Source organism: Prevotella bivia DSM 20514 (genome assembly GCF_000262545.1).
GTDB classification, from domain to species: Bacteria; Bacteroidota; Bacteroidia; order Bacteroidales; family Bacteroidaceae; genus Prevotella; species Prevotella bivia.
On sequence record NZ_JH660660.1, the window covers coordinates 1,823,900 to 1,849,050 of the forward strand.

Annotated in this window: 22 protein-coding genes; 6 read left to right on the forward strand and 16 right to left on the reverse strand. The window is 38.8% G+C overall.

Annotated elements, in window-relative coordinates:
- Nucleotides 1-144 precede the first annotated feature (144 nt).
- The 9 genes from PREBIDRAFT_RS10085 to PREBIDRAFT_RS10125 form a co-directional block, all read right to left on the reverse strand.
- Nucleotides 145-1,155 carry a porin gene (locus PREBIDRAFT_RS10085; protein ID WP_004337501.1) on the reverse strand — a complete coding sequence of 337 codons (1,011 nt, stop codon included), beginning with the start codon at nucleotides 1,153-1,155 and terminating at the stop codon, nucleotides 145-147.
- Nucleotides 1,156-1,203: 48 nt separating this feature from the next.
- Nucleotides 1,204-2,634: a sensor histidine kinase gene (locus PREBIDRAFT_RS10090; protein ID WP_004337503.1), complete on the reverse strand. Its 1,431-nt coding sequence runs from the start codon at nucleotides 2,632-2,634 to the stop codon at nucleotides 1,204-1,206.
- Between the two features lie 7 nt (nucleotides 2,635-2,641).
- A complete protein-coding gene (locus tag PREBIDRAFT_RS10095) occupies nucleotides 2,642-3,334 on the reverse strand; it encodes a response regulator transcription factor (protein ID WP_004337505.1) in 693 nt (230 codons plus the stop codon).
- A gap of 223 nt (nucleotides 3,335-3,557) precedes the next feature.
- Nucleotides 3,558-4,820 (reverse strand): NADH:ubiquinone reductase (Na(+)-transporting) subunit F, encoded by a 1,263-nt coding sequence (nqrF, locus tag PREBIDRAFT_RS10100; protein ID WP_004337507.1) that lies wholly within the window; start codon nucleotides 4,818-4,820, stop codon nucleotides 3,558-3,560.
- A gap of 5 nt (nucleotides 4,821-4,825) precedes the next feature.
- The gene (gene nqrE / locus PREBIDRAFT_RS10105; RefSeq protein WP_004337509.1) at nucleotides 4,826-5,452 is read right to left on the reverse strand and encodes an NADH:ubiquinone reductase (Na(+)-transporting) subunit E; all 627 of its coding nucleotides are present in this window, start codon (nucleotides 5,450-5,452) and stop codon (nucleotides 4,826-4,828) included.
- Nucleotides 5,453-5,454: 2 nt separating this feature from the next.
- Nucleotides 5,455-6,087, reverse strand: coding sequence for an NADH:ubiquinone reductase (Na(+)-transporting) subunit D (locus PREBIDRAFT_RS10110; protein ID WP_004337511.1), 633 nt, complete (start codon nucleotides 6,085-6,087; stop codon nucleotides 5,455-5,457).
- Between the two features lie 28 nt (nucleotides 6,088-6,115).
- Nucleotides 6,116-6,829, reverse strand: a complete 714-nt coding sequence (nqrC, locus tag PREBIDRAFT_RS10115) for an NADH:ubiquinone reductase (Na(+)-transporting) subunit C (protein WP_004337513.1) — start codon at nucleotides 6,827-6,829, stop codon at nucleotides 6,116-6,118.
- 13 nt (nucleotides 6,830-6,842) lie between these two features.
- On the reverse strand, nucleotides 6,843-8,003 hold the full coding sequence (locus PREBIDRAFT_RS10120; protein ID WP_004337514.1) for an NADH:ubiquinone reductase (Na(+)-transporting) subunit B: 1,161 nt from the start codon (nucleotides 8,001-8,003) through the stop codon (nucleotides 6,843-6,845).
- Between the two features lie 39 nt (nucleotides 8,004-8,042).
- Nucleotides 8,043-9,401, reverse strand: a complete 1,359-nt coding sequence (locus tag PREBIDRAFT_RS10125) for a Na(+)-translocating NADH-quinone reductase subunit A (RefSeq protein ID WP_004337516.1) — start codon at nucleotides 9,399-9,401, stop codon at nucleotides 8,043-8,045.
- Between the two features lie 137 nt (nucleotides 9,402-9,538).
- On the opposite strand from PREBIDRAFT_RS10125, the gene PREBIDRAFT_RS10130 reads away from it, so the two are divergent.
- From PREBIDRAFT_RS10130 to PREBIDRAFT_RS10160, 6 genes are all read left to right on the forward strand, one after another.
- On the forward strand, nucleotides 9,539-14,005 hold the full coding sequence (locus tag PREBIDRAFT_RS10130) for a translocation/assembly module TamB domain-containing protein (protein WP_004337518.1): 4,467 nt from the start codon (nucleotides 9,539-9,541) through the stop codon (nucleotides 14,003-14,005).
- A gap of 113 nt (nucleotides 14,006-14,118) precedes the next feature.
- A complete protein-coding gene (gene rpsA, locus PREBIDRAFT_RS10135) occupies nucleotides 14,119-15,888 on the forward strand; it encodes a 30S ribosomal protein S1 (RefSeq protein ID WP_004337520.1) in 1,770 nt (589 codons plus the stop codon).
- Between the two features lie 789 nt (nucleotides 15,889-16,677).
- The gene (locus PREBIDRAFT_RS10145; protein ID WP_004337522.1) at nucleotides 16,678-18,279 is read left to right on the forward strand and encodes a dipeptidase; all 1,602 of its coding nucleotides are present in this window, start codon (nucleotides 16,678-16,680) and stop codon (nucleotides 18,277-18,279) included.
- An 88-nt stretch (nucleotides 18,280-18,367) separates the two neighbouring features.
- A complete protein-coding gene (locus PREBIDRAFT_RS10150; protein ID WP_004337524.1) occupies nucleotides 18,368-18,682 on the forward strand; it encodes a CD225/dispanin family protein in 315 nt (104 codons plus the stop codon).
- Between the two features lie 3 nt (nucleotides 18,683-18,685).
- Nucleotides 18,686-19,069 carry a DUF2752 domain-containing protein gene (locus PREBIDRAFT_RS10155; RefSeq protein WP_004337526.1) on the forward strand — a complete coding sequence of 128 codons (384 nt, stop codon included), beginning with the start codon at nucleotides 18,686-18,688 and terminating at the stop codon, nucleotides 19,067-19,069.
- Between the two features lie 15 nt (nucleotides 19,070-19,084).
- Complete coding sequence (locus PREBIDRAFT_RS10160; RefSeq protein WP_004337527.1) at nucleotides 19,085-19,423, forward strand: TM2 domain-containing protein; 339 nt, start codon at nucleotides 19,085-19,087, stop codon at nucleotides 19,421-19,423.
- A gap of 81 nt (nucleotides 19,424-19,504) precedes the next feature.
- Here PREBIDRAFT_RS10160 and PREBIDRAFT_RS10165 read toward each other — a convergent pair whose 3' ends face one another.
- The 7 genes from PREBIDRAFT_RS10165 to mazG all read right to left on the reverse strand — a co-directional run bounded on the left by PREBIDRAFT_RS10165 (nucleotide 19,505) and on the right by mazG (nucleotide 25,062).
- The gene (locus PREBIDRAFT_RS10165; RefSeq protein ID WP_004337529.1) at nucleotides 19,505-21,052 is read right to left on the reverse strand and encodes a glycoside hydrolase family 10 protein; all 1,548 of its coding nucleotides are present in this window, start codon (nucleotides 21,050-21,052) and stop codon (nucleotides 19,505-19,507) included.
- Nucleotides 21,053-21,153: 101 nt separating this feature from the next.
- Complete coding sequence (locus tag PREBIDRAFT_RS10170; protein ID WP_004339867.1) at nucleotides 21,154-21,573, reverse strand: hypothetical protein; 420 nt, start codon at nucleotides 21,571-21,573, stop codon at nucleotides 21,154-21,156.
- A gap of 17 nt (nucleotides 21,574-21,590) precedes the next feature.
- Complete coding sequence (locus PREBIDRAFT_RS10175; protein WP_004337533.1) at nucleotides 21,591-21,980, reverse strand: hypothetical protein; 390 nt, start codon at nucleotides 21,978-21,980, stop codon at nucleotides 21,591-21,593.
- Nucleotides 21,981-22,047: 67 nt separating this feature from the next.
- On the reverse strand, nucleotides 22,048-22,596 hold the full coding sequence (locus PREBIDRAFT_RS10180; protein WP_004337535.1) for an RNA polymerase sigma factor: 549 nt from the start codon (nucleotides 22,594-22,596) through the stop codon (nucleotides 22,048-22,050).
- A 66-nt stretch (nucleotides 22,597-22,662) separates the two neighbouring features.
- Nucleotides 22,663-23,577 (reverse strand): ribonuclease Z, encoded by a 915-nt coding sequence (locus PREBIDRAFT_RS10185; RefSeq protein ID WP_004337537.1) that lies wholly within the window; start codon nucleotides 23,575-23,577, stop codon nucleotides 22,663-22,665.
- Nucleotides 23,578-23,582: 5 nt separating this feature from the next.
- A complete protein-coding gene (locus tag PREBIDRAFT_RS10190; RefSeq protein WP_004337540.1) occupies nucleotides 23,583-24,140 on the reverse strand; it encodes a lipocalin family protein in 558 nt (185 codons plus the stop codon).
- 31 nt (nucleotides 24,141-24,171) lie between these two features.
- Nucleotides 24,172-25,062: a nucleoside triphosphate pyrophosphohydrolase gene (gene mazG / locus PREBIDRAFT_RS10195; protein ID WP_004339869.1), complete on the reverse strand. Its 891-nt coding sequence runs from the start codon at nucleotides 25,060-25,062 to the stop codon at nucleotides 24,172-24,174.
- Between the last annotated feature and the right edge of the window lie 89 nt (nucleotides 25,063-25,151).

The following is a 25,151-nucleotide window of genomic DNA, read 5'->3' on the forward strand; positions in this document are numbered from 1 at the left end:
AGAGCGTTGCTAGCGTTCTTTTGCCCATCGGCTTTTGGGGTATGCAATGACGAGTTTAGAAGAAATGGAGTCAGCTCTAATTTTTTATCAGATGATAAAAGTTTTATCGAACACGCCAATATTTGTTGATGATATGAGCGTGTTTTAGAAGTGAGTCATAAACTCGATGACAAACTTATCTCTCTCAGAAACCTTTGGAATGGCATTCTTATCATAGAAATACTTTTCGTAGTTAATACGTATATCAGAAAGGAAAGGTTTGTCAATGCTTAGAGTTACTCCGCCAGTAATGCGATGACGCTTGTAATCGGTAATAAAAAGTTTGCCTTCCTCATTGAGTGTGCCATCGCTATGATCCCCCATATAATCATAGCGTAATAGTGGTGTGATATATTTGAAGAAACCTTTTTTTAACTCTATATCATAACTAGCAAAAGCATCTACCGATGACATAGCTTCAAAAGCATTGTTCTTGTAATGCTTATACAAATATTCTGCTTCTAAATGTAATCCCTTTCTATGATAGTAAACTCCAGTATCGTACATCATTACAGAGCAGCTCGGTTTGATACGTTGAGCACTTAACACAACGTTTAATCCACATGGTAGAAACATGCTAGCCTTTGCAGAAAAATTTATACTATTCGTCCAGAAGTCTTTTTGATTGGTGAGCCCAGATCCGTTATAAATACCTGCTTCTAGTGTGATAGGAAACCCTATTCTTGTGTTGTATGCCAACATACAACCTACATCGCGTACATTACCTACTTGCTTTGCAATAAAAGAACGGTTAGCAAAATATTGCAAATGAGGTGAACGATGAGCATCAATAGTAAAAGGCACGCGCATTTGTCCTATTGTGAAATGAAGGTTATTGAGCAATTCAAGACGAGTATAGGCATCTAACATTTTTATTTTGCCCTCATCGCATAAATCAATTTCAGCCTTGTATTCTACTTTGGGTAGAACTCTACCACTAATGCTTACTCTTGCAGAACGCACTTCAAAACGCCCTTTTTTATCTTCGGTTTGGTACTCATACTTACCGCGTAAAGTGCCATGTATTTGTGGCTGGTTATCAATTTTTTTTTGTCCGAAAGATGGTAATGCCAAAGTGAGCCAAACCATAGAATAGAACCACTTTTTCTTATTCATTTTTATGTATTTAATAGTAGTATAATGGATTTTTATTATACTACGAAGTTACGAACTCTGTTCTTCTTCTTCGATAATATTAGGACTTAATGTAAATTCAAATTTTAATCCGTGTGGATAAACATTGCATACTGTAATTTTTCCACCATGAAGAGAGATGGCATTTTTTACTATTGCTAGTCCTAGACCAGTTCCTCCTAGTTTTCTGCTTCGTCCTTTATCAATGCGGTAAAATCTTTCAAAAAGGCGTGAAATATGTTCCTCTGATATGCCAATACCATTGTCAGCAAAGGTGTAAACACCATTGTGATAAGATAACGTGATAGTAGTATCTGCTCCTGCATAGGTGATAGCGTTGTCTGTGAGATTTCTGAAAATACTATAGATAAGGTTTTGATTTCCGTTAATAATAAGTTCTTTTGGAAGGAAATTGTAAAACCTCATAGAGTTGTTTTGCAATCTTAAAGCTGCTTCTTGTTCAATATTCTTAACAACCTCTGTAACATTGAATGTTTGAAAGTGGTGCAAATCAGGTGCATCTTCTAGTCGGTTAAGCGTAGAAAGATCATCAACAAGCGATGCAAGACGTTTGCATTGTTCAAAACTTCTATTTAGAAATATATTTTTCTGTTCGTCGTTGATACGTTCACTTGTTAATATTGTTTCAAGGTATCCATGAATGCTAGCAACTGGTGTTTTCAGCTCATGTGCTATGTTTTGAGTGAGTTGGCGTTTTATCGTAATTTGCTCTTTCCTCGTCTTTTCTAGTTTCGTAAATAGGGTTACAATATGCTCGGATATTTCACCTAATTCGTCGTTGGGAAAGGAAGATAGTTCGGCGGGATCTATCTCTTCTCTGCTTTCTGCCTTCATCGCAAAATGTCTAAGTGCAGTAATGTTTTTCCCTAGCCGATGTGTAAATCGGTAGAGTACTATAGCTAAGATAATGGTTATTATGAGTGCAAACCAAATATAATGTCGATCTGTTGTGAGTTGGCGTGCTAGTTCGTCATTATAAGGAAGGGCAGAACGCACAACAATGGCTTGTTTGGGATAGTAGTTTGCACAATAAAAGTATTTCAATCCTGTTGTTTGTGAAGGACGGTAGGTATCCACTCCGAACCCTTTTCGTTTTGCTAAATAAAACTCTTTTCGATTGGCATGATTTTTTATTTTCGTATAATCTTTACGAATATTGTCATAAAGGACATTTCCCGTAGTATCAATAATGGTAACACGTAAAAATTTTGTAGCATGCTCATTGATATAATGATTGAGGGTTAGTTCTTTATTACTGCTTTCCTGCATCATTGCTTCTGCTATCTGATTGTTGTAGTCTTGCAGTTTGAGGCAGAGGACATCTACCTTAAAATCTTTCTCTCTGTTATGTTGAAAGATAATAAAGCAGGTAGAATATAGCATTAAGAGTAAGAGAACAAACCAAAATAGCTGGTTGCCAGTGTAGTGTCGTCTTGCCACGTTGTCTTTATTTTGTAAAGTAATAGCCAAAGCCTGGTCGAGTGATGATATACTTTCCGTAAGCTCCTATTTTTTTCCGTATTCGAGTAATATTAACATCTACCGTTCGAGATGTTACCTCTACATCATACGACCAGATAAGTTTGATAAGCTGGTTGCGTGAAAAAACCTTTCCTTGCTCTAGGAGTAATAGATGCAGTAATTCAAATTCTTTCTTTGTAAAGGGGATTATCTCGCCATCTATACTTACAGTTTTGTTGTCTAAGTTTAGTTCTAAGCCTTTGAAAGACAAAACAGTTGTGTGTTCAGGTTGTTTTTCATCATAACTTCTGCGTAGCACAACTTTTATCCTTAATATTACTTCACGAATAGAGAATGGTTTTGAGATATAATCATCAGCTCCTAGTTTTAGACCAGTAATAATATCATTTTCAGTAGTGCGAGCAGTGAGAAAGATAATAGGAATATCTTTGGTTTCTATATCATCTTTAAGCTTCTTAGCGAGCGCAAATCCTGAAATCTCTTCCATCATAACATCAAGCATAAGTAAGTTATACTTGCTTATGTCCATAGTTAGCGCTTCTTCTCCAGAGTTTGCTGTATCAACAATGTAGCCTTCTGCTTCTAAGTTGAATTTAAGAATCTCACATAGATCTTTTTCATCATCTACGACGAGAATTTTTATCGCCTCATTTTCCATAATGTTATTTAATAATAGTAATGCCTTTTATATAAAAATTTTTTGCAAATGTATGGATAAGATATTGCAAAAACGTTTCAAAGGTATTATATATTTGTAATTATTCAATTATATAAGGAGAAACTTAAATAACTTAGGATAATTTGAGGTGGATAATGCAAAATAAAAAGCGATCAATACCCTTTTATAAAAAGGTTTGATCGCTTTTGGTTTATTGATATTTTTATCCGAAATTATCAAAGCGGATCGCTTCTTGATCAACACCAAGGCTATCTAGGTAATCGGTAACAGTCTTGATTAGCATTGGAGGACCGCAGAGATAGTATTCACAATCTTCTGGTGCTTCGTGATCTTTGAGGTATTCATCACGGATACAGTTTACAGCAAAGCCTTCATAATATTTTACGCCAGCTTCGTCAGCCACAGGGTCTTTACGGTCGAGTGAGAGGTGGAAGTGGAAGTTAGGATATTCTTTCTCTAGTTCCCAAAAGTCTTCCAAGAAGAAAGCCTCACCTAACGCACGCGCTCCATAGAAGAAGTGCATTTCACGATCGCGTGTGTGCAGCGTCTTTAGCATGTGCATAATTTGGCTGCGCAAAGGTGCCATACCTGCACCGCCACCGATCCAAATCATTTCTTTACCTGAAGTGAAATCAGGATGGAAATCACCATAAGGACCACTCATCATAACCTTATCGCCTGGCTTTAGGTTAAAGATATAAGACGAGCCAATACCTGTAGGTACGTTCATAAAGCCCACTTGTGGTTTAGGTAAGAATGGGGTAGTGGCAATGCGTACTGTAAGCGTGATGATATCACCTTCTGCTGGATAGTTTGCCATAGAGTATGCACGAACTGTGTCTTCAGGGTTGTTAGCCACAAGCGATAGTAAGTTGAAATGCTTCCATGCGCCTATATACTCTTCACCGATAAGATCTTTATCGAATGAGTCGTAAGATAAGTTGCTATACTTAGGAATACGAATCTGAGCATAAGAGCCAGGTACGAAATCCATGTGTTCACCTACTGGTAAAGCCACTTTGAACTCTTTAATGAAGCTAGAAACGTTCTTGTTAGAGATAACTTCACATTCCCATTCCTTAACACCCATTACCGACTCTGGTACTTTGATAGCAATGTCGCCCTTTACTTTCGCCTGACAGCCTAGTCGCCAATTCTCTTTTATTTCTTTGCGAGAAAAATGAGGACGCTCAGAGTCGAGGATTTCACCACCACCCTCTACTACCTGACATTTGCACTGTCCACAGCTAGCCTTACCACCACATGCTGATGGGAGATAAACACCATTCTCGTTTAGTGTAGCCATAATAGAGCTACCTTGTTCCACTTCTAGTTTTGTATCACCATTAATGGTAACAGTAACCTTTCCACTTGGGCTGAGATACTTCTTTGCTACAAGCAAGAGAATTACCAACACCAAAATGGTAACAAGGAAAACTATAATACTTGTCGTTATAAAATTCATCTTCTTTAAAGTTTAATACCAGAGAAACACATCATAGCAATAGCCATTAAGCCTACTGTGATAAACGTAATACCCAATCCTTGTAATGGTTTTGGTACATCTGAATACTCTAAACGTTCGCGAATAGCACCCATGAGAACTATAGATAATGTCCAGCCTAAGCCTGAGAACAAGCCATAGATGAGGGCATCCCAAACAGAACCAATAAACTGTGAGCTAGCAGGGTCTAATCCTATACGTTGCTGCATAAACAACGATGCACCCATAATAGCACAGTTTACTGCAATCAATGGCAAGAAAATACCGAGTGCACCATAGAGCGATGGTGAAAACTTCTCAACAGCCATTTCTACAATTTGTACAATACCTGCAATAACTGCAATAAAAAGGATGAAACTTAAATAGGTCAAGTCTACTCCGTTTGCTAAACAGTTAGGACCTAGCACCTTAGTGAGTAATAAATAGTTGACAGGAGTCGTTACAGCTAATACGAAAGTAACTGCTACACCTAGTCCAAATGAAGTCTTTACATTCTTAGAAACGGCTAAGAAAGAGCACATTCCAAGGAAGAATGCAAATATCATATTGTCCACAAAGATGGACCTAAAAGCTAAACTTAATAAATGCTCCATAATTATTTTTTATCTTCTTCTTTATAGAAAAAAGCTCTGTGTACCCAAATGATACAGCCAAGCAATATCAAGGCTAGTGCAGGCATAGACATCATACCATTATCCATATAGCCTGCATCGTATAAACTCTGAGGGATTACCTTAAAACCAAGAAGAGATCCTCTACCGAATAATTCGCGTACAAAACCTACGATGAACAAGATAACAGCATAACCTAAACCATTTCCAACGCCGTCGAGGAAGCTAGGCCATGGCTTATTAGTCATAGCGAAAGCCTCAAGGCGTCCCATTAAAATACAGTTAGTAATGATCAAGCCTACATAAACAGATAGCTGAACACTAACATCGTAAGCAAAAGCTTTCAATATTTGGCTCACCACCGTTACTAAGGCTGCTACAACAACCAACTGAACAATGATACGAATACGGTTAGGGATAGTGTTTCGAATAATTGAAATAATAACGTTAGAGAAAGCTGTAATGATAGTAACAGCAAGCCCCATAACGATAGCTGGCTTCAATTGTGAAGTAACAGCAAGTGCAGAACATATACCTAAAACTTGAGCCATTATAGGGTTGTCCAAGTTTAGTGGCTTGAAAAGCACTTCTTTATTGTCTTTTGAAAATAAACTCATGTTCCTAATATTATTGTGATTCCACGTTTTATTTACTTGTCAAGAACTTAACATAAGGTTGAAGACTACCTTTTTCAGCTTGGAACATTTCTGTTACACCATTGCTTGTAAGTGTAGCACCTGTTACAGCATCTACTTGGGTTTGAGGATCGGTAATCTTCTTCATAACAGAAAGTGCAATCTTTTTCTCATCACCAGCGGCAAAGAGTTTCTTACCTTTAAACTTGTCTTGCCATGACTTGTTGTCCTTAATTTCAGCACCAAGACCAGCTGTTTCACTTTCATGGTTAAAGTAAGCTCCAAATACAGTTTTCTTGTCAGCATTGATGGCGATGAAACCATTGATAGGACCCCATAAGCCATTACCATAGACAGGGATAACATATTTTACCTCACCCTTTACATTGCAACGGAAAAGTGCAAGCTTTCCCTCTTTGGCATCTTTACTGTTGAGTTTAAAACCTGCTTCTATTCCACCTTGCTTACCAGAGGTTGTTACCTGACCATCAGCGTTAATGATGTCGTCGGCAGTGATAATTTCTTTCCAAAGCTTTTCTGCTTGTGGATTGGTCATATCTCTGTCCTGATTAAGTGCAAATAGAATTTGCTTTTGCTGATCAAGCTGTACGTTAGCATCTTGTGCTGGTTTTAGTGCTTGAAACACAAAAGCCATTAAGAAAGCTACAATAATCACAAGAACAGTTGAATAAATTATTGTGTATGAATTACTACTTGTTTTCATTCTTCACGTCTCCTTATTTTATATTAGCACGTTTTGCACGTTTGCTAATGTTAGATTGAACAACACAATAATCAATAAATGGTGCGCAAAGGTTACCAAACAAGATAGCTAGCATCATACCTTCTGGATAACCAGCATTCTTCACACGCACAATGATAGCCATTGCACCTACTATGAAACCAAAAATCCATTTACCAGTCTCTGTTCGGCAAGATGTAACAGGGTCGGTAGCCATGAATACTGCACCGAAGCAAAAACCACCCAACACCAAATGTTCATACCATTGTAGAGAAGAAGCACCTGTCGAGCTAAATAAGCAAGCCATAGCACCGCCACCAATAAATACGCCTAACATTGTCTTCCAACTAGCAATACCTGTCCAAATCAAGATGATAGCACCTATTGCAATGGCTATTACTGAGGTCTCACCAACAGAGCCAGGGATCAATCCCATTATCATATCATTGACAGAAGTAGCAATGTGTGAAGCACCACCAGCTATTTCTCCAAGAGGTGTAGCCATAGTAAAGCTATCTGGTGCATCGAAGCCTAAACCACAGACCGTATTTGTATTAACCCAAACGCTATCACCTGTCATACGACTAGGGTATGCGAAGAATAAGAAAGCACGTACTAGCAGCGCAACATTAAACACGTTCATACCTGTGCCACCAAAGATTTCCTTACCAAAGATAACGGCAAAGATAACAGCAAGAGCCAAAGTCCACAAAGGAATAGTTACAGGGCAAATCAAAGGAATTAAGATACCCGAAACCAAATAGCCTTCTTGGATTTCTTCACCTTTCCATTGCGCCCAAGCAAATTCAACGCCTAAGCCAACAATATAAGACACTAAAATATTAGGTAATAGTGCAAGGAAGCCGTAAGCGAACATACCAAAGCATGTAGCCTCTGCTAGCTTACCAGCTGCTAACGCATTCTGATAACCTATATTGTACATACCAAATAGCATTGCTGGGATTAAAGAGATCACCACAATACTCATGATACGCTTTGAATCAATAGCGTCATGGATAGATACGCCACTCTTAGATGTCTCATTAGGAACATATAAGAAAGTATCAAATCCGTCAAAGACACTCTTGAAAGCATGTAGCTTGCCACCCTTTTCAAAGTTAGGGCGTAGCTTATCAAGATAATTTCTTAAACTCATATTTAAAGTTAGTTTTATGAATAAATGGGTGATCCCCCATTAAGCATTTTCTTTTCTAAGCAGATTAAGACCTTCACGAACGATTTTTTGAAGCTCTAATTTTGAACTGTCTACAAATTCTGCTAGTGCAAAGTCTTCTGGACTTACCTCGTAGATACCCAATTGCTCTTGTTTATCAATGTTACCAGCAATAATAGCTTTGATAAGGTATTCTCCATAAATATCCATTGGTAATACTTTGTCGTATTCGCCACTCATAATCATGTGTCGTTCGCCACCCTTGATACGAGCGTCTAGGTCATACTCTTTCTTCTTTCCAAATAGCCAACTAAAGTAGCTACGTGAAGTAGAAAAAGTGTTGAGACGAGGCATAATCCAGCCTGCTAACTCATTAACATCATCACCTTCAGGAATAGCAGTGATCTCTGATGTGAGTGCACCAACAACGCTTTCCGCATTTGCGATGGTACCAGTTAGTGGATTACCTTTTAATATACGTGCATTTCTAGTTTTGTCAACATTGTCAACAAGTATATCCTTTATAGGCGTACCCACTAAGGCGTTTACATAGCCTGTTTGCTTCATTAAGCTACCTGCAATGGCAACCTTGCGAGTAAGGTTTACTTTACCAGTGTTAAACAAGCGTCCAATGAAAAGAACAACGGTAGGATCAATTGTCCATACCACTTCTCCTTTATTTACAGGGGCTAAATGGTTGACTTGCACACCAACATTACCTGCGGGGCAAGGACCATCAAAGATGTTTATTTCTACATCCTTAGCACCTATAAGTGCTGGAGCAGTTTGCTTTGCACCTAATCCTAAGAAAACTTTAGCAACCTTAGCTAAGGCAGACAATCCTGTTTGAAAATCAGCTTCTTGTCCTTTTAATTCATACTCGAAATCACCTTGTAAGGGTTTGTCTCTTAATGCAGAAACAAAAATTGCTTTTGGTGTCTGCCCATATTCAGCACACACATCATAAGGCAATTGGTGGATATAGCCAAATAGTCCTGCATCAATGATACTTTTTAAAATGCTTTCAGACGATAACTTATTGATGTCTTTTGTTCCAAAATCAATAGATTGTTGTGTCTCGTCTGGTTTTACCTTTACTAAAAGAACTTTACGTCTCTCACCGCGAACAATGCTAGTAACAGTGCCACTTACTGGAGAAGCAAAGCCAATTTCAGGAGATTTTTTTTCTACGAATAAGAACTGTCCAGCTAAAACATGATCGCCTTCTTGAACAACAACTTTAGGAGTTACCCCTACAAAATCTTCTGGCGAAAGTGCATATTCGCTAGGTTGATTTATGGTATAAGGTAAATTCTGTAATAAAGCGCGTCCTTTTAGGTTTATGTCTAAGCCTTTTCGTAACTTAATTACATTAGCCATAATATTTTATATAAGTAATTTTTATAATCATATTATATTTAAACTATGCAAAAGTACCAAAAAATAAGTGCATGCTGAAAAAATCTAAATGATAATTTCGAGCAAAACGCCTTTTTTTAAGTAACTTTGCTGCTGGATTGAAAAAACTAAGACTCATTGTAAAGTGGACAATACAAACTATCCTATTAGTTTATATTGTGATTATTGTACTGCTACATCTTCCAGCAGTACAACGTGTCGTGGGAACAAGTGTCGCTAAGGCTATTTCTGAAAAACTTGGAACAAAAGTTAGGATTGAAAGAGTGGATCTTGGCTTTCTTAATCGTATAGTTATTGATAATATCGTAATTTATGATCAGCATAATCATCAAATGTTATCAACAGCCCGTTTAGCTGCTCAAGTAGATATTATCCCTCTCATTAAAACAGGTTCTGTTTTTATTTCTTCAGCTCAGTTATTTGGCTTGCATGCAGTATTAAATAAGCCAAATGCTAATGCCCCTGCCAATTATCAATTTGTTTTAGATTCTTTGGCATCTAAGGATAAAATAACAAAAAGTAAACTTGATTTGGCTATTAATAGTCTTGTTATACGCAATGGCTTCTTGAAATACGATCAGCTTGATGCTCCAAAACAAGTTGGGCAGTTTACCCCTAAACATCTTCAATTAGAAAACCTTTCAGGGCATATTGTTCTCGATCATGTTACGAACGATATGATCAATGCTGATGTTAAATCGCTAAGTTTAAAAGAGAAAAGTGGGTTTACGCTTGATAAATTACGCTTTCATCTATTTGCTGATAAGCAGTGTGCAGAATTATCACAATTAGAGATAGTTACGCCAAATAGCAAATTGATAGGTGCAAAAGCTAACGCTCGTTATCGTTTTGTAAATGGCAAGCTTGATAGATCTACGCTTAATGCAAATGTTGAAATAAAGAATGCGAATATTCTAGCTTCCGATTTTCAAGCCATTGCTCCTGTATTGAAGAAACTAAACAAGAAAATCCGACTCTCTCTTACTTCTCAATATAAAGGGAATAAAATTGATATTTCCCTATTTCAGCTATCCTCTGCCGATAAATCCTTGTTGGTAAAAACTAAGGGATATGTGGATCTGAGTACTCATGTACCTACAATTCATTTCAAGGCCGACCCAATTAAGATTAATACAGAAACTCTTACGCTTATTGATCGTCTTTTCGGTTTGAAACTCCCTAAGCAGGTAATGAATTTAGGCGATATTTATTATCGTGGTACTATTCACACTGCCCAACATTTTGTAGCAGTAAAAGGTAATCTGAGAAGTGGGGCAGGGCAGGCTAAAATAGATCTTAATTTACGTAGAAAAGCTCTTCGATTAGTTTTGCATACTCCGTCAATAAATATGGGGCAAATCACTGGTAATCCTAAGTTAGGTAGTGTTTCTGCTGATATTCAACTTGCAGGAACTACTGATCTTAAAACCATGAATGTGGATGCTAATATTCCTCTTTTCGATTATAATCATTATTCATATAAGAACCTATTTATAAAAGGTTTGTATATGAATGATCGTTTTGAAGGAAAAGCGAGTTTACACGATCCTAATGGCGCTTTCTCTTTTGATGGAATGATTGCTAATATTCGTCAGTTTTTAGCAAAGAAGAATAAATTAGTCGTTGATGCAAAAGTTGTTGCTACCCATCTTAATCTAGCCAATCTTCAGCTTACTGATGCGCTGGGGCATCGCACTATGAGTTTCGAGTCTTCTCTCAAAGGGTCAGCTTCTAGTTTTGATGATATAGATGGTTTTCTTGAAATGTCAAATGTTTCAGTTGTGGGAGAAGGTAAAAACTTTGCAATGAATGGATTACGAGTGAAATCATACAATGGAATATTAAATAAAAGCCTTGATGTTGAGAGTGATTTTGGCGATGCTCATATCAGCGGACTGTACGATTTTTCTACCCTTGTACAGAGTTTCAAAAACGTAGTTCATACCTACCTTCCTAGCCTTGCTCGTAATGGCTTTGGCTATTTGCCTGTCAATAAGCATAACAATTTTGTTTTTGATGTTCAGATTAATAGTTGTGAGGCTTTAAAAGACTATATCAACATTCCTTTAAAACTCAATAGTCCGCTTGTTATCAATGGTCGGCTTAATGAGAAAGCACGTATCCTTGATCTTTTCTTTATGTCAAGAGATGCGGTTTATGCTGGCAATCAAATTAAAAATATTGAACTTACGATTGCTACTAAAAACAATAGCCTTGTTACCACTATTGATGGCGAATACAATAATGTTAAAGGGCAACATATATATATAAATAGTTTGGCAGATATAAGCAATGATAAAATTGCATCTAGCATTAATTACTTTGCACCGGGACATACGACTTTAAAAGGTAAGGTGAATAGCGATATTTCCTTTTATAATAAGAGAGGCTACCTTGCTACACGTGTCCACTTCCATCCTTCTGATGTAAGTATTGACACCGTTCGACTAATGCTTCAACCCTCTGATATTGAGTATTATCGTAAAAACTTAATTATTGACCATTTTGAAATTTCAAATAAAACACAACATATTATTGTAAATGGTAAGACTTCGGGCAACCCTGAAGACTCACTCATCGTTCAGCTCAAGGATATTGATGTGCCTTATATTCTCGATTTAGTCAATTTTCATAGTGTCGATTTTGGTGGATTAGCTTCTGGTACAGCGTCTGTTAAGTCTGTTTTCTCTCACCCCATTGCTAAAGCCAATCTTGTAGTGAAAGATTTTACGTTCCAAGATGGTGATATGGGCGAGCTTACAGCCAACGCCTATTATGAAAACAAGGAAGGCATTATCTATATTGATGCTAAAGCTTTTGCTGATGATAATTCCTATACTGATGTTAAAGGGTATGTCGACCTAAAAAACAGCTATATTAATCTACCTATTTACGCTCATAACACAAAACTCTACTTTATGCAGAGCTTCTGCGACTCATTTATGGATCGTATAAACGGCTCTGCTACAGGTTGGTGCAAAGTGGTAGGGCCTCTCGATGAGGTTAATCTTGAAGGCGATCTAAGAGCTAATGGCAATATGTATATCAAACCCATAGGAACAGCCTATACACTAGAAAATTGCCACGTTACAATGCTCCCCAATGAGATTATTTTTGACAAGGATACCATTCGAGATGCTAAAGGAAATATAGGAATTGTAACGGGAGGTTTGAAGCACGAAAATTTGAAAAACCTTACTTATAATGTGAATATTGCAGCCAACAACTTATTATGTTACAATTTTCCACGTCAAGTAGCTAAGGAGTCGTTTTGGGGCGTTGTCTTTGGTACTGGTACTTGCAATATTACAGGAGGGGCAGGCGAAACTACGCTAGATGTAAACCTCTCTCCAGAACCTAATACCCATATTATTTACAATGCTGCTCAAACGGCTTCTTTAGAGGAAAATAAGTTTATTAGATGGAAAAATGTTCAAAGAGATTCTGTTTTGATACCAGAGATAAAACCTGACTCGCTTAACAAAGAAATTATTACTACTTTGCCAAGCAAGGACGTAGTTTTCCGTGATTTCAATACAGCGAGTGATCTCCGCATGAATTTCCTCTTTAATTGCAACCCTAATCTCACGCTAGAGGTAATCATGGACGAGGTGTCTCACGACAATATTCTCCTCAATGGCTATGGAGGCATCCGTGCCACCTATTATAATAAGGGAGCTTTTCAAATGTATGGTAATCTCTTCTTGGATCATGGCTTGTATAACCTCACCATTCAGAATGCCATTAAGAAAACTTTCGTTTTCCAACCCTCTTCTACAATTGCCTTTGGTGGCGATCCGTTTAATGCTACGCTTAATTTGCAAGGTGTATATTCGCTCAGCTCTGTGCCTCTTAGCGATTTACAGTTAGGGCAATCGTTCTCAACCAATAATACTAAAGTAAACTGTTTGCTCGATATTAAAGGAACCCCAAGCGCACCCAGCGTGTCCTTTGGCATTGATCTCCCAAATCTTTCTAATGATGCGCAACAAATGGTACATTCTTTACTCAATTCGGAAGAAGACCTCCATCAGCAAGCACTCTATTTGCTTGCAGTGGGAAGATTTTATCCACAAGTAAGTAATAATGCCCAACAAACAGATGCTGCCCAGCACCGCACCTCGTTGGCAATGCAGAGCTTGCTGTCGGGTACATTGTCTCAGCAAATTAATACCGTTTTGTCCAATGTTATAAAGTCGAATAATTGGAATTTCGGAGCTAATATAGCCACTGGTAATGAAGGATTTAGCAATGCCGAATACGAAGGTATTTTCTCCGGTAGCTTGCTCAATAATCGCTTGTTGTTTAATGGAGAGGTGGGTTATCGTGATAATGTAGCTACTGATAATTCTTCGTTTATAGGCGATTTCGACCTTCGTTATCTTTTACTTAAAAATGGTAATGTAGCACTTCATTTTTACAATAAAACAAACGACCGATACTTTACACGTAACTCTCTTACAACACAGGGAGTTGGCATTATCTTGAAAAAAGATTTTACCAATTTGCGCGATCTTTTTAGTACACGTAAGAAAAAAGCCAAAAAAACAAAGCAAAATCACTGATTTACAGATTATTATTATTAACTTTGCGCTCGGTTTGGACTTATCGTGTCCTTACTTGAGAGAATTATTCATATAAAGTCTAACTTTATTAAATTATTAATTAATTAATTTTTATGACAAATTTAGAAAACGTCAAGCCTCTTGATGACTTCAATTGGGACGAATTTGAGAATGGTACAAGCGTAGATGCTAGCAAGAACGATCTTACTAAAGCTTACGATGACACGCTCAACAAAATTCAGGAAAACCAAGTTGTTGAAGGCACTGTAATCTCTGTAGATAAGAAAGAGGTTATTGTAAACATCGGTTACAAGAGCGACGGTATTATTCCTGCTTCAGAGTTCCGTTACAATCCAGAGCTAAAGGCTGGAGACAAAGTAGAAGTTTATGTTGAAAGTCAGGAAGACAAGCGTGGTCAGCTAGTTCTTTCTCACAAGAAGGCTCGTTTGCAGAAGAGCTGGGAGAACATTAACGCTGCACTTGAGAACGATGAAATTATTCAGGGTTACATCAAGAGCCGCACTAAGGGCGGTATGATCGTTGATGTATTCGGTATCGAAGCTTTCTTGCCAGGTAGCCAGATTGACGTTCACCCTATACGCGACTACGACGTATTCGTAGGTAAAACAATGGAGTTCAAGGTTGTTAAGATCAATCAGGAATTCCGCAACGTAGTTGTTTCTCACAAGGCTCTTATCGAAGCCGAGTTGGAAGCACAGCGCAAAGAAATTATCTCTCACCTAGAGAAGGGTCAGATCCTTGAAGGTACTGTTAAGAACATCACTACATACGGTGTGTTCATCGACCTTGGTGGTGTCGACGGACTTATCCATATTACCGACCTATCTTGGGGTCGTGTAAGCGATCCTCACGAGGTTGTTACACTTGATGAGAAGATTAAGGTTGTTATCCTTGATTTCGATGAAGAGAAGAAGCGTATCGCTCTAGGTTTGAAGCAGCTTACACCTCACCCATGGGATGCTCTTGAGTCTGAGCTAAAGGTAGGCGACCACGTTAAGGGTAAGGTTGTTGTTATGGCTGACTACGGTGCATTCGTTGAAATCCAACCAGGCGTTGAAGGCTTGATCCACGTTTCTGAAATGAGTTGGAGCCAGCATCTACGTTCTGCACAAGAATTTATGAAGGTAGGCGACGAAGTAGAGGCTGTTATCCTAACTCTTGATCGCGACGAGCGTAAGATGTCTCTAGGTATTAAGCAATTGAAGGCCGATCCATGGGAAGCTATCGAAGCTAAGTACCCTGTAGGCTCTAAGCACACTGCTAAGGTTCGCAACTTCACTAACTTCGGTATCTTTGTAGAACTAGAAGAAGGTGTTGATGGTTTGATCCATATTTCTGACCTTTCTTGGACTAAGAAGGTAAAGCACCCATCTGAGTTTACACAGCAGGGCGCTGAGATCGATGTTATTGTTCTTGAAATAGATAAGGAAAACCGTCGTCTAAGCCTAGGTCATAAGCAGCTAGAGGCTAATCCATGGGACGAGTACGAAACTATCTACACCCCAGGCTCTGTTCACACTGGTAAGATAACAGAAGCTATGGACAAGGGCGCTGTTATCGCTTTGAACGAAGGCGGTGAAGGTTTTGCTACTCCTAAGCACCTTGTAAAGGAAGATGGTTCACAAGCACAGCTTGGTGAGGAACTTCCATTCGTGGTAATCGAGTTTGTTAAGGATACAAAGCGTATCATTCTTTCTCACTCTCGTACATTTGAAGAGGTTAAGGAAGAACCACGTCGTCCACGTAACAATGGTCGCAAGCAAGAAGCTACCGCACAGATTAACAATGTAGCTGCAGGTACTTCTCTTGGTGATCTTGATGTTCTTGCAGATCTTAAGAAGAAGATGGAAGGCGGTAAGTAATACTTACTCCCCCTATATATAATAAGGTGTGCTTAGCCCATTTGGCTAAGCACACCTTTTTTTATGCTGAAAAAAGGATATCTTACCACAGAAACAAGCATTCCTAAAGTTTTCCGCCAACGCCCTTAAATCGTTCTATAAAGGCAACGATCTTTTGGAACTTGCATCGTTCTTTTATTCCCTTTCTAAAGCGTAGCAATATGTTATAATATGTTGATAAATAATGGTTTATGTGGTAAAAGATGACCTTTCTTTTGATAAATGCTATGCTTTTATTCTTGTTTTTAATTTATTTTTGGTGGAAAAATAAATTAAAATCAAAGTAAAAATAAATTATTTTTGTTTTTAAAGATTACCTTTTGATAGTAGAAATGCCATATTTTTTCGATAAAAAGGTGATAAAGTTTCAATAGAATGCTTATCTTTGTAGAAGATAGGCTGCACTCGGCAATTTGAAAGTAAACTTTCATTGCCCTCGTTTGCACTATCTTTGTAGAAGATAGGCTGCACTCGGCAAATAGTAAGCAAGCTTTCTTTGCCCTCGTTTGCACTATCTTTGCATAAGATAGGCTGCACTCGGCAAATAGTAAGCAAGCTTCCTTTGCTCTTGTTTGCACTATCTTTGTAGAAGATAGGCTGCACTCTCTCACCTGAAAGGTGAAATATCGGTAGCTGTGGGTTAAGCGGAACGAAGTGGAGCGCAATCTACGGATAAAATAGCGATAACGGCTTTCTGTAAAGAAAGCACATCCGCAAATAATAGGAACTAAAAACATTATATAAATACGTATGAAAAAACTTATAACTCTTGGCGTGGCATGGATAGCTGCGCTTACGGTAAATGCTCAGATTACAGCAGAGGATATGACCGTTGGACAATCGTGTACCAGTATCATGGTGGGAAAGAAGGCTTCGGCTACGGGTGAAGTGATTACCTCTCACACTTGCGATGGTAATTATCGTTCATGGATGACAATGGAGCCTGCTCGCGACTATGCTAAAGGTGCTATGCACCCAGTATGGCGTGGCACGCTTCATACGGCTTTCCGTAATGATACGGTGGGTGTGAAGGTAATGGGTGTTTTGCCAGAAGCTGCCCATACTTATGCCTATCTTAATACCGCTTATCCTTGTCTGAATGAGAAGCAATTGGCTATTGGTGAGAGCACTTTTGTGGGACCCGAACAATTGCGAAATCCTAAGGGATGGTTTAATATTGAGGAATTACAGCGTATCGCCTTACAACGTTGCGACAAGGCACGCGATGCTATTCGCCTAATTGGTGATCTTATTAAGCAATATGGCTATGGTGATTACGGCGAGTGTATCACTATTGCCGATCGCAATGAGGTATGGCAAATGGAAATTGTAGGAGCTGGTAAGAACGTAATAGGTGGCGTTTGGGTGGCTAAACGCGTAGCCGATGATGAGGTGGCTGTGTCGTGTAATATTCCACGTATTGGAAAGTTAGAGCGTGGTAGTGCCGACTTTATGTGTTCTGACAATGTAGAGAAAGTAGCCCTCAAAAACAAACTATGGGACGGTAAAAGCGAGTTTTGTTTTTGGAAAGCTTACAACTGTGAGTATGCTAAGGGTAAGAACTTCCTAGAGCGTGAAATGTTTATCTATAACAGTTTGTTAGGTGAGGAACGCTTCAATATGGATATGAGAGAACTACCTTATTCTATCGTACCTAAGGCAAAGGTGAGTGTAGAAAAGGTAATGGAGCTATTGCGTGCTACTTACGAGGGTACACAATATGATATGTGTAAGAACCTAAAAGCAGTTGTAACAAAGAAAGATAAGGACGGAAAGGCTTACAAAGATACGATACAAAGTCCTGTGGCTAACCCATGGATGGGTGGTAACATGATGCGCACGCTAAACTATCTTGACAGTACAGCCGTAACTTTCCATCGTGGTGTGAGTGTGGCATGGTGTAGCTATAGTTGGGTAGCACAATTGCGTAGAGCGTTGCCCGATGCTGTGGGTGGTGTGGTATGGATGAGTGTTGATAATCCTGCCGAGTCGCCTCGTATCCCAATTTTCTGTGGTACAACCAAGTTGCCTTCTGCTTTCGATCGTTGCGGTAATAAGGTGTATGGCGATGATGTTGCTATGTGGCAATATCGTAAAGCTAACAAACTTGCCACTGTGGCATGGCAAAGCACGAAAGGAATGATCAATAAAGCAGTGCTTGACGAGCAAGCTCGTGCCTTAAATGGTTTGTCGAGTTTAGAACAAAACGTTAAAGCTAGCCTTGCTAAGGATGCTAAAGCTGATGTTTCTTCGTTGCTCAATGAGTACACTTACGATGTATATCTTCGCACGAGCAATCATTGGAAGCAGTTAGAAGGTAAGCTTTGGCAAAGGTTTGGAATGGGCTTTTAAAGATAAAGTTTCTTTTTGTTTGTAAAATCGTTAAAAAGGTGTATATTTGCATTTAGATTTTTCTAATAACTATAAAACTAGAGATATTATGGAGCAAAATTTTAATAATCCACAACAACCCATGGGACAATCATCGTTTGATAACCGTATGAATAGTATTCCTCCAAAGAACAATTTGGCTTTAGCCATTTTTTCTACAGTATGCTGTTGTTTGCCATTAGGTATTTATGCCATTATCCTTTCTACTAAGGTGAATACCTATTTTGCAACGGGGCAAGTAGAGTTGGCTTATAAGTATTCAGCCGATGCAAAGAAATGGAGTATTATCGCCATTATCCTTGGTATTATTACCAATAGCATTTATGCGGCTGTCAACTTCTCGCATGTGATGGATAGGCTATAATACGTGGGTTTCAACTATTATCGGGTAGGTGTAATCGTGGGTGTGTTGTTGGCAGTGGGATGCTTTTTGTATTTCATTAACCCTACAGCTTATTGGTTTACGCCCAAATGTCCTTTTAAGTTGATGACTGGGCTTGACTGTCCTGCGTGTGGCATTCAGCGTTTTATTCATGCGTTACTTCATGGAGAGTTTGCGCGCGCCATACAATATAACTACTATTTAGGTTATACCTTACCTTATATATCGCTCTTTGGCGTGGCGTGGGTGATGCGAGAGGGAGCAGCTAAACGCAAGCTGACAGCTATAATAGAACATCGCTATGCCGTAGGTTTTTATGTAGTTAGCTTTTTTGTATGGCTAATTGTTCGAAATATCTTACATATATAATAAAATAACATCAGTATGGATGCACAATCAATAGATCAGCTTATGATGCTGAATGGCAATAAATTGCCTATGGAAGCTTTGCAAGAAGTGCGTAATATGCTTGAAGGTATGGATGCCCAAACCGCTCGTATACGTTTTGCGGTGATGAAAGATCCACTAATAGCCTTAATACTTTCTATCTTTGCAGGCACATTGGGTGTTGATAGAATTTATGTTGGTGATATAGGTTTAGGGGTTTTAAAGCTTATTACCTGTGGTGGTTTCTTCATTTGGTATCTCTATGATTTGTTTGTAATTATGGACAAAGCACGTGAGAAAAACTATTGGCTGTTGAAAACAGGAGTAGATTATTAAGATCTAGACCGTAAAAATAGGCTACTAAACGGTTTTAAATAATAGAAAAAAGGCTACAAAATAGTAGCCTTTTTCTGTTTCTTATGATCTGTTTTTTAATGTTACTTTCTTCTTCTTTCCTACACTTTCATTCCCCATACGATCAAGCGCAGTAACTACAAATACCTTTTTGTTATTACCTGATAGCGATGGGAGCTTATAACGTGTGTCGTAGGTTATAGCAAGGATATGAGTAGGATCATTGAGATTGATGGTTTCTCCTCTTTCAAAGCAATATACCACATACTTGTGTGCTTCGTTTTGCCATCCTTTTCCCTTTGGTGCTTTCCACGTTAAGTAGTAGCCATCGGCTTCGTGTTTTGCCTTTATTCTCTTAGGTTTTTTAGGTGCATCTCTATCAATAAAAGGCATAAGCGGTTGTAGGGCAGGGTATCGCCAATAGTCGTGGCGGAGTTTTAGCCCATAGTTTCCGGGGTTATCGACAGCCATTTTAGCATACCATAGTACTGTTCCTTGTACGTTTTGTGCCTGCTCTTTGAGTCTCCACTTAGCTGGTTGTTGGTGAGATTGTGGATTTTTGGGATCAGCATACTTCACCGATCGTTCCACGTCCTCACCTATATATAATGGTCGGTTGCTTGCGTTCTTGTTCCACCACTTGATGAGTTCTTGGTAATCGGCTGTGCTATGTCCTATTTGCCAATAAAGTTGAGGTACACAATAGTCTATCCAGCCCTCGTTTACCCATTTGATAACATCCGCATAGAGATCATCGTAGTTTTGTAAGCCACGTGTGTTGCTACCACCTGCTGCAGTGCGAGCATTGCGATAAATACCGAAAGGCGACACACCAAACTTTACCCATGGCTTGGTGGCGTGGATAGAATCGGCTAATTGTTTTACAAAAATATTTACATTGTTTCTGCGCCAATCGCCGATATTGGCAAATCCTGCACCATATTGTTGGTATTCGCGTTGATCGGGAATTTGTTGTCCAGCAGCGGGGTAGGGATAGAAATAGTCGTCAATATGTAAGCCGTCGATATCGTAACGGCGCACAATATCGTCAACAATCTTACAAATATACTCACGATTAGACGGTATGCCCGGATTCATGATGTATTGTCCATCATAAGCAAAAACACGCCCGGGACTCTTTACCGCAATATGGTTTGGTGCTAATAGGGTAGTGCCTTTTGTCTTTGCACGGTAGGGGTTAATCCAAGCATGTAGCTCCATACCACGTTGATGACACTGTTCGATCATCCACTGTAATGGATCCCAATAGGGTGAAGGTGCTACTCCTTGCTTCCCACTTAAAAATTTGCTCCATGGCTCGTAAGGGCTAGCGTATAGCGCATCACATTCAGGGCGCACTTGAAAGATAATGGCATTAACCCCATCTTTCTGTAGTTCGTTGAGTTGGTAAGTTAGTGTGCGCTGAATTTCGCTTGTGGGCAATCCTTGAAATTGTCCGTTGACACATTGTATCCATGCACCACGAAACTCGCGTTTATGTGGTGTAGCTATAGCTGTAAGTGTTGCAACGAGCAAGCATAGTAGTAGCCATCTGCGTTTCTTTAAGTTTTGATACTGTGTTCCAAATAATTGTAGTTTTCTTAATCTCATATCTAATAATAATCTTTTATATAGATGATAGTTCTGCTTAGGGGATAAAACCGAAAAAGCCCCCCTTACGTTTGGCAAGGGAGGTTTTTTTGTTTAAATAATTATTTCTCTGCTATTTTTTTTAAAATCATCCTATGAAAATGTCTCTCAGCTTTAAGGATATAGCAGAGCTTTCGGGCTGAGATTACTCGGAGTAGTTGTTGGTGATAAGTTTGTTCTATATGCTTTAGTTCTATTTCTAGCTTATCAGATTTAGCAATAAGCGCCTTAGCCTGCTGTTCGCTTACTGGCTTTGTGTGGTAAATAGCTCTTAATTGCATAAATATGCCACGCCTTTTGTTAAGCATTTGATCGTAAATAGGGAAGAATGCTATTTTTTCTTGATTAGAGAGTTGTACCTTTTCTAATATGTATTTGTGAAGCTGAATTTTAAAGAGTTCTGGATTAAAGTGTCTTTGTGCAAAGCCGCTAAATGTGCATATTAGCAACATTAAAATGATAAATGTATTTCTTTCCAGCATTTTTGTGTCCTTTCTTTTTATTCTGCTAGATAAGCATAAACATCGTCTTTATCGAGCATGAGATAATCAACGGTTTCATTAAAATCTTTATCCTCTATATTAGATAATGATAAAGTATTGTTTGAAGTGTTGGTGCTTGTTTTTTCTTGCTTTGTTAAAGACTTATTAATCAAGACCATAGCAATAAAAACAATGCCTACCATAATAGCAGCTGTCATAAATGGGCGTAGGCTTCTGATGTCTTTATTATTTGACGATCGTTTAAATGCTAGTGGTTCTGTCTTTTTATATTCTTGTCTACTTACATTATCAAGCACGCGAGTAGTGAGATCATCGAAGTAATGATCAGGCACCGTGAAAGGGCGTTGGCTTCCAAATCGGTCGTGAAGATATTGTTCTGTATTCATAAATTCAAAGTTTTTTTTCTATATTAAAGACGCTTAATAGCGCTATAAGTTTAAAGGGTGGGGAAAATTATTCTTGCTTCTTAACAAAATCGGTAATCTTTTGTACAGCAATATGATAAGATGCTTTCAAAGCTCCTTCTGAGGTGTTGAGTATTTTGCTCATCTCTGAATATTTCATTTCGTCATAGTAACGGAGGGTGAATACCGTGCGTTGTACATCGGGCAAACTAGCAATAGCTGTTTGAAGAATGGCTTGCCCATTATCGCTATCAAAGTAGTCGTCGGCAATAAGATGATTGACAGCATCGTCTTCAGGGTTTTGATTTGCCTGAATTCGGCGTTTCTCATGACGTAGGAAGTCGAGCGTTTCGTTAATTGCAATGCGATAAAGCCACGTTGAAAGTTTCGATTTCCCTTCAAATTTTTCAAGGCTACTCCATATCTTTATAAAGGTGTTTTGCAAAATATCATCTGCATCTTCATGTTTGAAAACGATACTACGAATTTTCCAATATAGCGGTTGGCTATATTGATTGACTAAAATAGAGAAACCTTTACTGCGTTGTTGCGGGTCGGTTAAGAGCGGAAGTAGATCAGAATCGTTGAGGGTTTTCAAATCTTGCGTATGCTATCTTGATGTGAATATTATTGTTGTTTTATTGGTATAAAAAGTGTTGTGTTATTATATATCAAAGCAGTCGCCCTCATTTGTGAGATAGCTTTCAGGAAAAACCTCGCGTGCTTCTTTGAGAATAGCCTCTTCCGAGTCGTAACGAGCCGAATAGTGTCCTAGCAAAAGTTTTCCAACATTTGCCTCATTTGCCACTGTTGCGGCTTGCTTTGCTGTGCTATGCCAATAAATTTTTGCTCTGTTGGCATGTTCTTCAGTGTAGGTACTTTCATGGTAAAGCGTATTTACATCGGTTACAATTTCGTGCAACTGTGGGATAAAGCGAGTGTCTGAACAATAGGCATAGCTACGAATAGGGTCGGGTGCGTAAGTAAGTTTACGATTAGGAATAATCTCACCATCGGGCATTTCCCAGTCGGCACCAGCCTTGATATTATTGATTTGACTTATTGGAATATCATAAAAGTCGATCATATCGCGGCGAATGTGTGGCTTTGTGGGCTTTTCACGGAACAGAAATCCACAGCAATCCACACGATGCTGCAATGGAATAGTCTCCACTGTAAGACTACGATCTTCAAAGATAACCGCTTGCTTGGTAGTGTCGAGCGGGTGATACTCTACCTTAAACTCTAGGCTTTGACAAAAGAAGTGGAGTGTTTGTTGCAAAATAGGCTCATAGCTTGCTGGTGCATAAATGTGTAATGGTGCTGTTCTGCCTGTCATGCCAAAGGTGGAGATCATGCCGGGAATGCCAAAGCAGTGATCGCCATGTAAGTGGGAGAGGAATACGGCTTGTATGCGTGAGAAGTGAATGCGGTATCGGCGCAATTGCATTTGTGTACCTTCTCCACAATCTATCATGAAGAGTTTATCGCGTAGCTCCACTACTTGTGATGATGACGCGTGTTTCATGGTAGGCAACGCACTACCACATCCTAGGATATGTACTTTAAAGTTTTCCACTATTTTTACTTATCTCGTTTATAAACAAAGATGCCGTTAGCGTTCTCTAGCGCTAAGGAGTCGGCTCCAAGTTGGTTTATCTCAAAGGTATCTTTCGATAAGATTAGCTTTCCATTAAAGAGCTTCCATGATGTCCATGGATCGGTCTCCGATTGTATCTTAGAAGTTACTGTTCCCCCTTCTTTTATTTCAAAATTCTTATCAAGGCTTGTCCAAGTACCTAGTAGGCTAGTGATGTTGATAGCACTGCGTACAAAACGATCGCCATACTCTGTATAGCTTATTACTGCAAAGCGATCGCCACTGAGCTTACCTCCTTTGACTACTTCTATTGTATCGTTGGGATTGATAAGGTATTCAATGGTATCGCCTTTATCGGTTTGTAGGAGGATAGAGTTCATACCACCATCCACCATCGTGCCATATACAGTGCTATCCCTAGCAGCATTGTTTTCTAATTCTGCTGTTGAATGACTAAGTACTTTTTGAGACTTTTTATTATTACAAGCGATAAATGTTAATAAGGCAGCAAAGCTCAATAGTAGTGTAGATATTTTCTTCATTATCATAATAGTTTTATTTTGTTGGCAATTCTTATTCTTTGTAGCGTTTCTTTGCATCATTCCAAAGTTTGTCCATTTCGGCTAAGGTTAAATCCTTGATATTTTTGCCTTGTTCTTTGCTTTTCTCTTCAATATAGTTGAAGCGTTGGATAAACTTCTGATTAGTATGCTCTAAGGCGTTGTCGGGATTGATGTGATAGAGCCTTGCCGCATTGATAAGCGAGAAGATAAAATCGCCAAACTCTTTGGTTGAGTTTTCCTTATCGTCTTTTGCTAGTTCCACCTCTAGCTCGTTCAATTCCTCACGTACCTTTTGCCACACATCCTCACGTTTTTCCCAATCGAAGCCCACATTGCGTGCTTTGTCTTGTATGCGATAAGCCTTTACTAAGCTAGGAAGCGAGGTGGGGACACCTGACAATACCGATGTGTTACCGTCTCTTTCACGTTGCTTTCGTTGTTCCCATGTGCTTTCAACTTGCGTTGCTGTGGCAGGTTTCCCATTAGCATTTACTAAGGCATTGTTCTTTGCTGCTAGTTCGTCTTTGTACACCACCTGTCCATTGGGGGCGATTACCATATTAGGGTTATCTATTTTCCAGCCTGTCCAGTCAATGAAGTCATGGCGAAACATCAGCTTATCCGATTGCGCATTGCACACATCCGCCACATCAAAATCGTCTGTTTCTTGACCGAGCATGGAATAGAATACCACGTGTTCCATCACATCGCCTAGTTCCTTGCAAATATTCTGAGTGTCGTTCTTTATCAAAGCATCAGCAAGTTCGAAAGTTTCTTCTATGGTATTGGGACGCAAACTTTCGTAAGTTTGTTTTTTATCCCACGGACATTCCTTGCGTAAACGTTCCTGAACATCTAGCAAACGGGCAAAAGCCAATAATTTTTCTTCTTTAGTATGCAATGTTTTTGATATTAAGAGTTAGCGATGAAAAACGTTAAAAGAAATCGTTTTCACCATATATGTAATGCAAAGATATACCTTTTAAATGA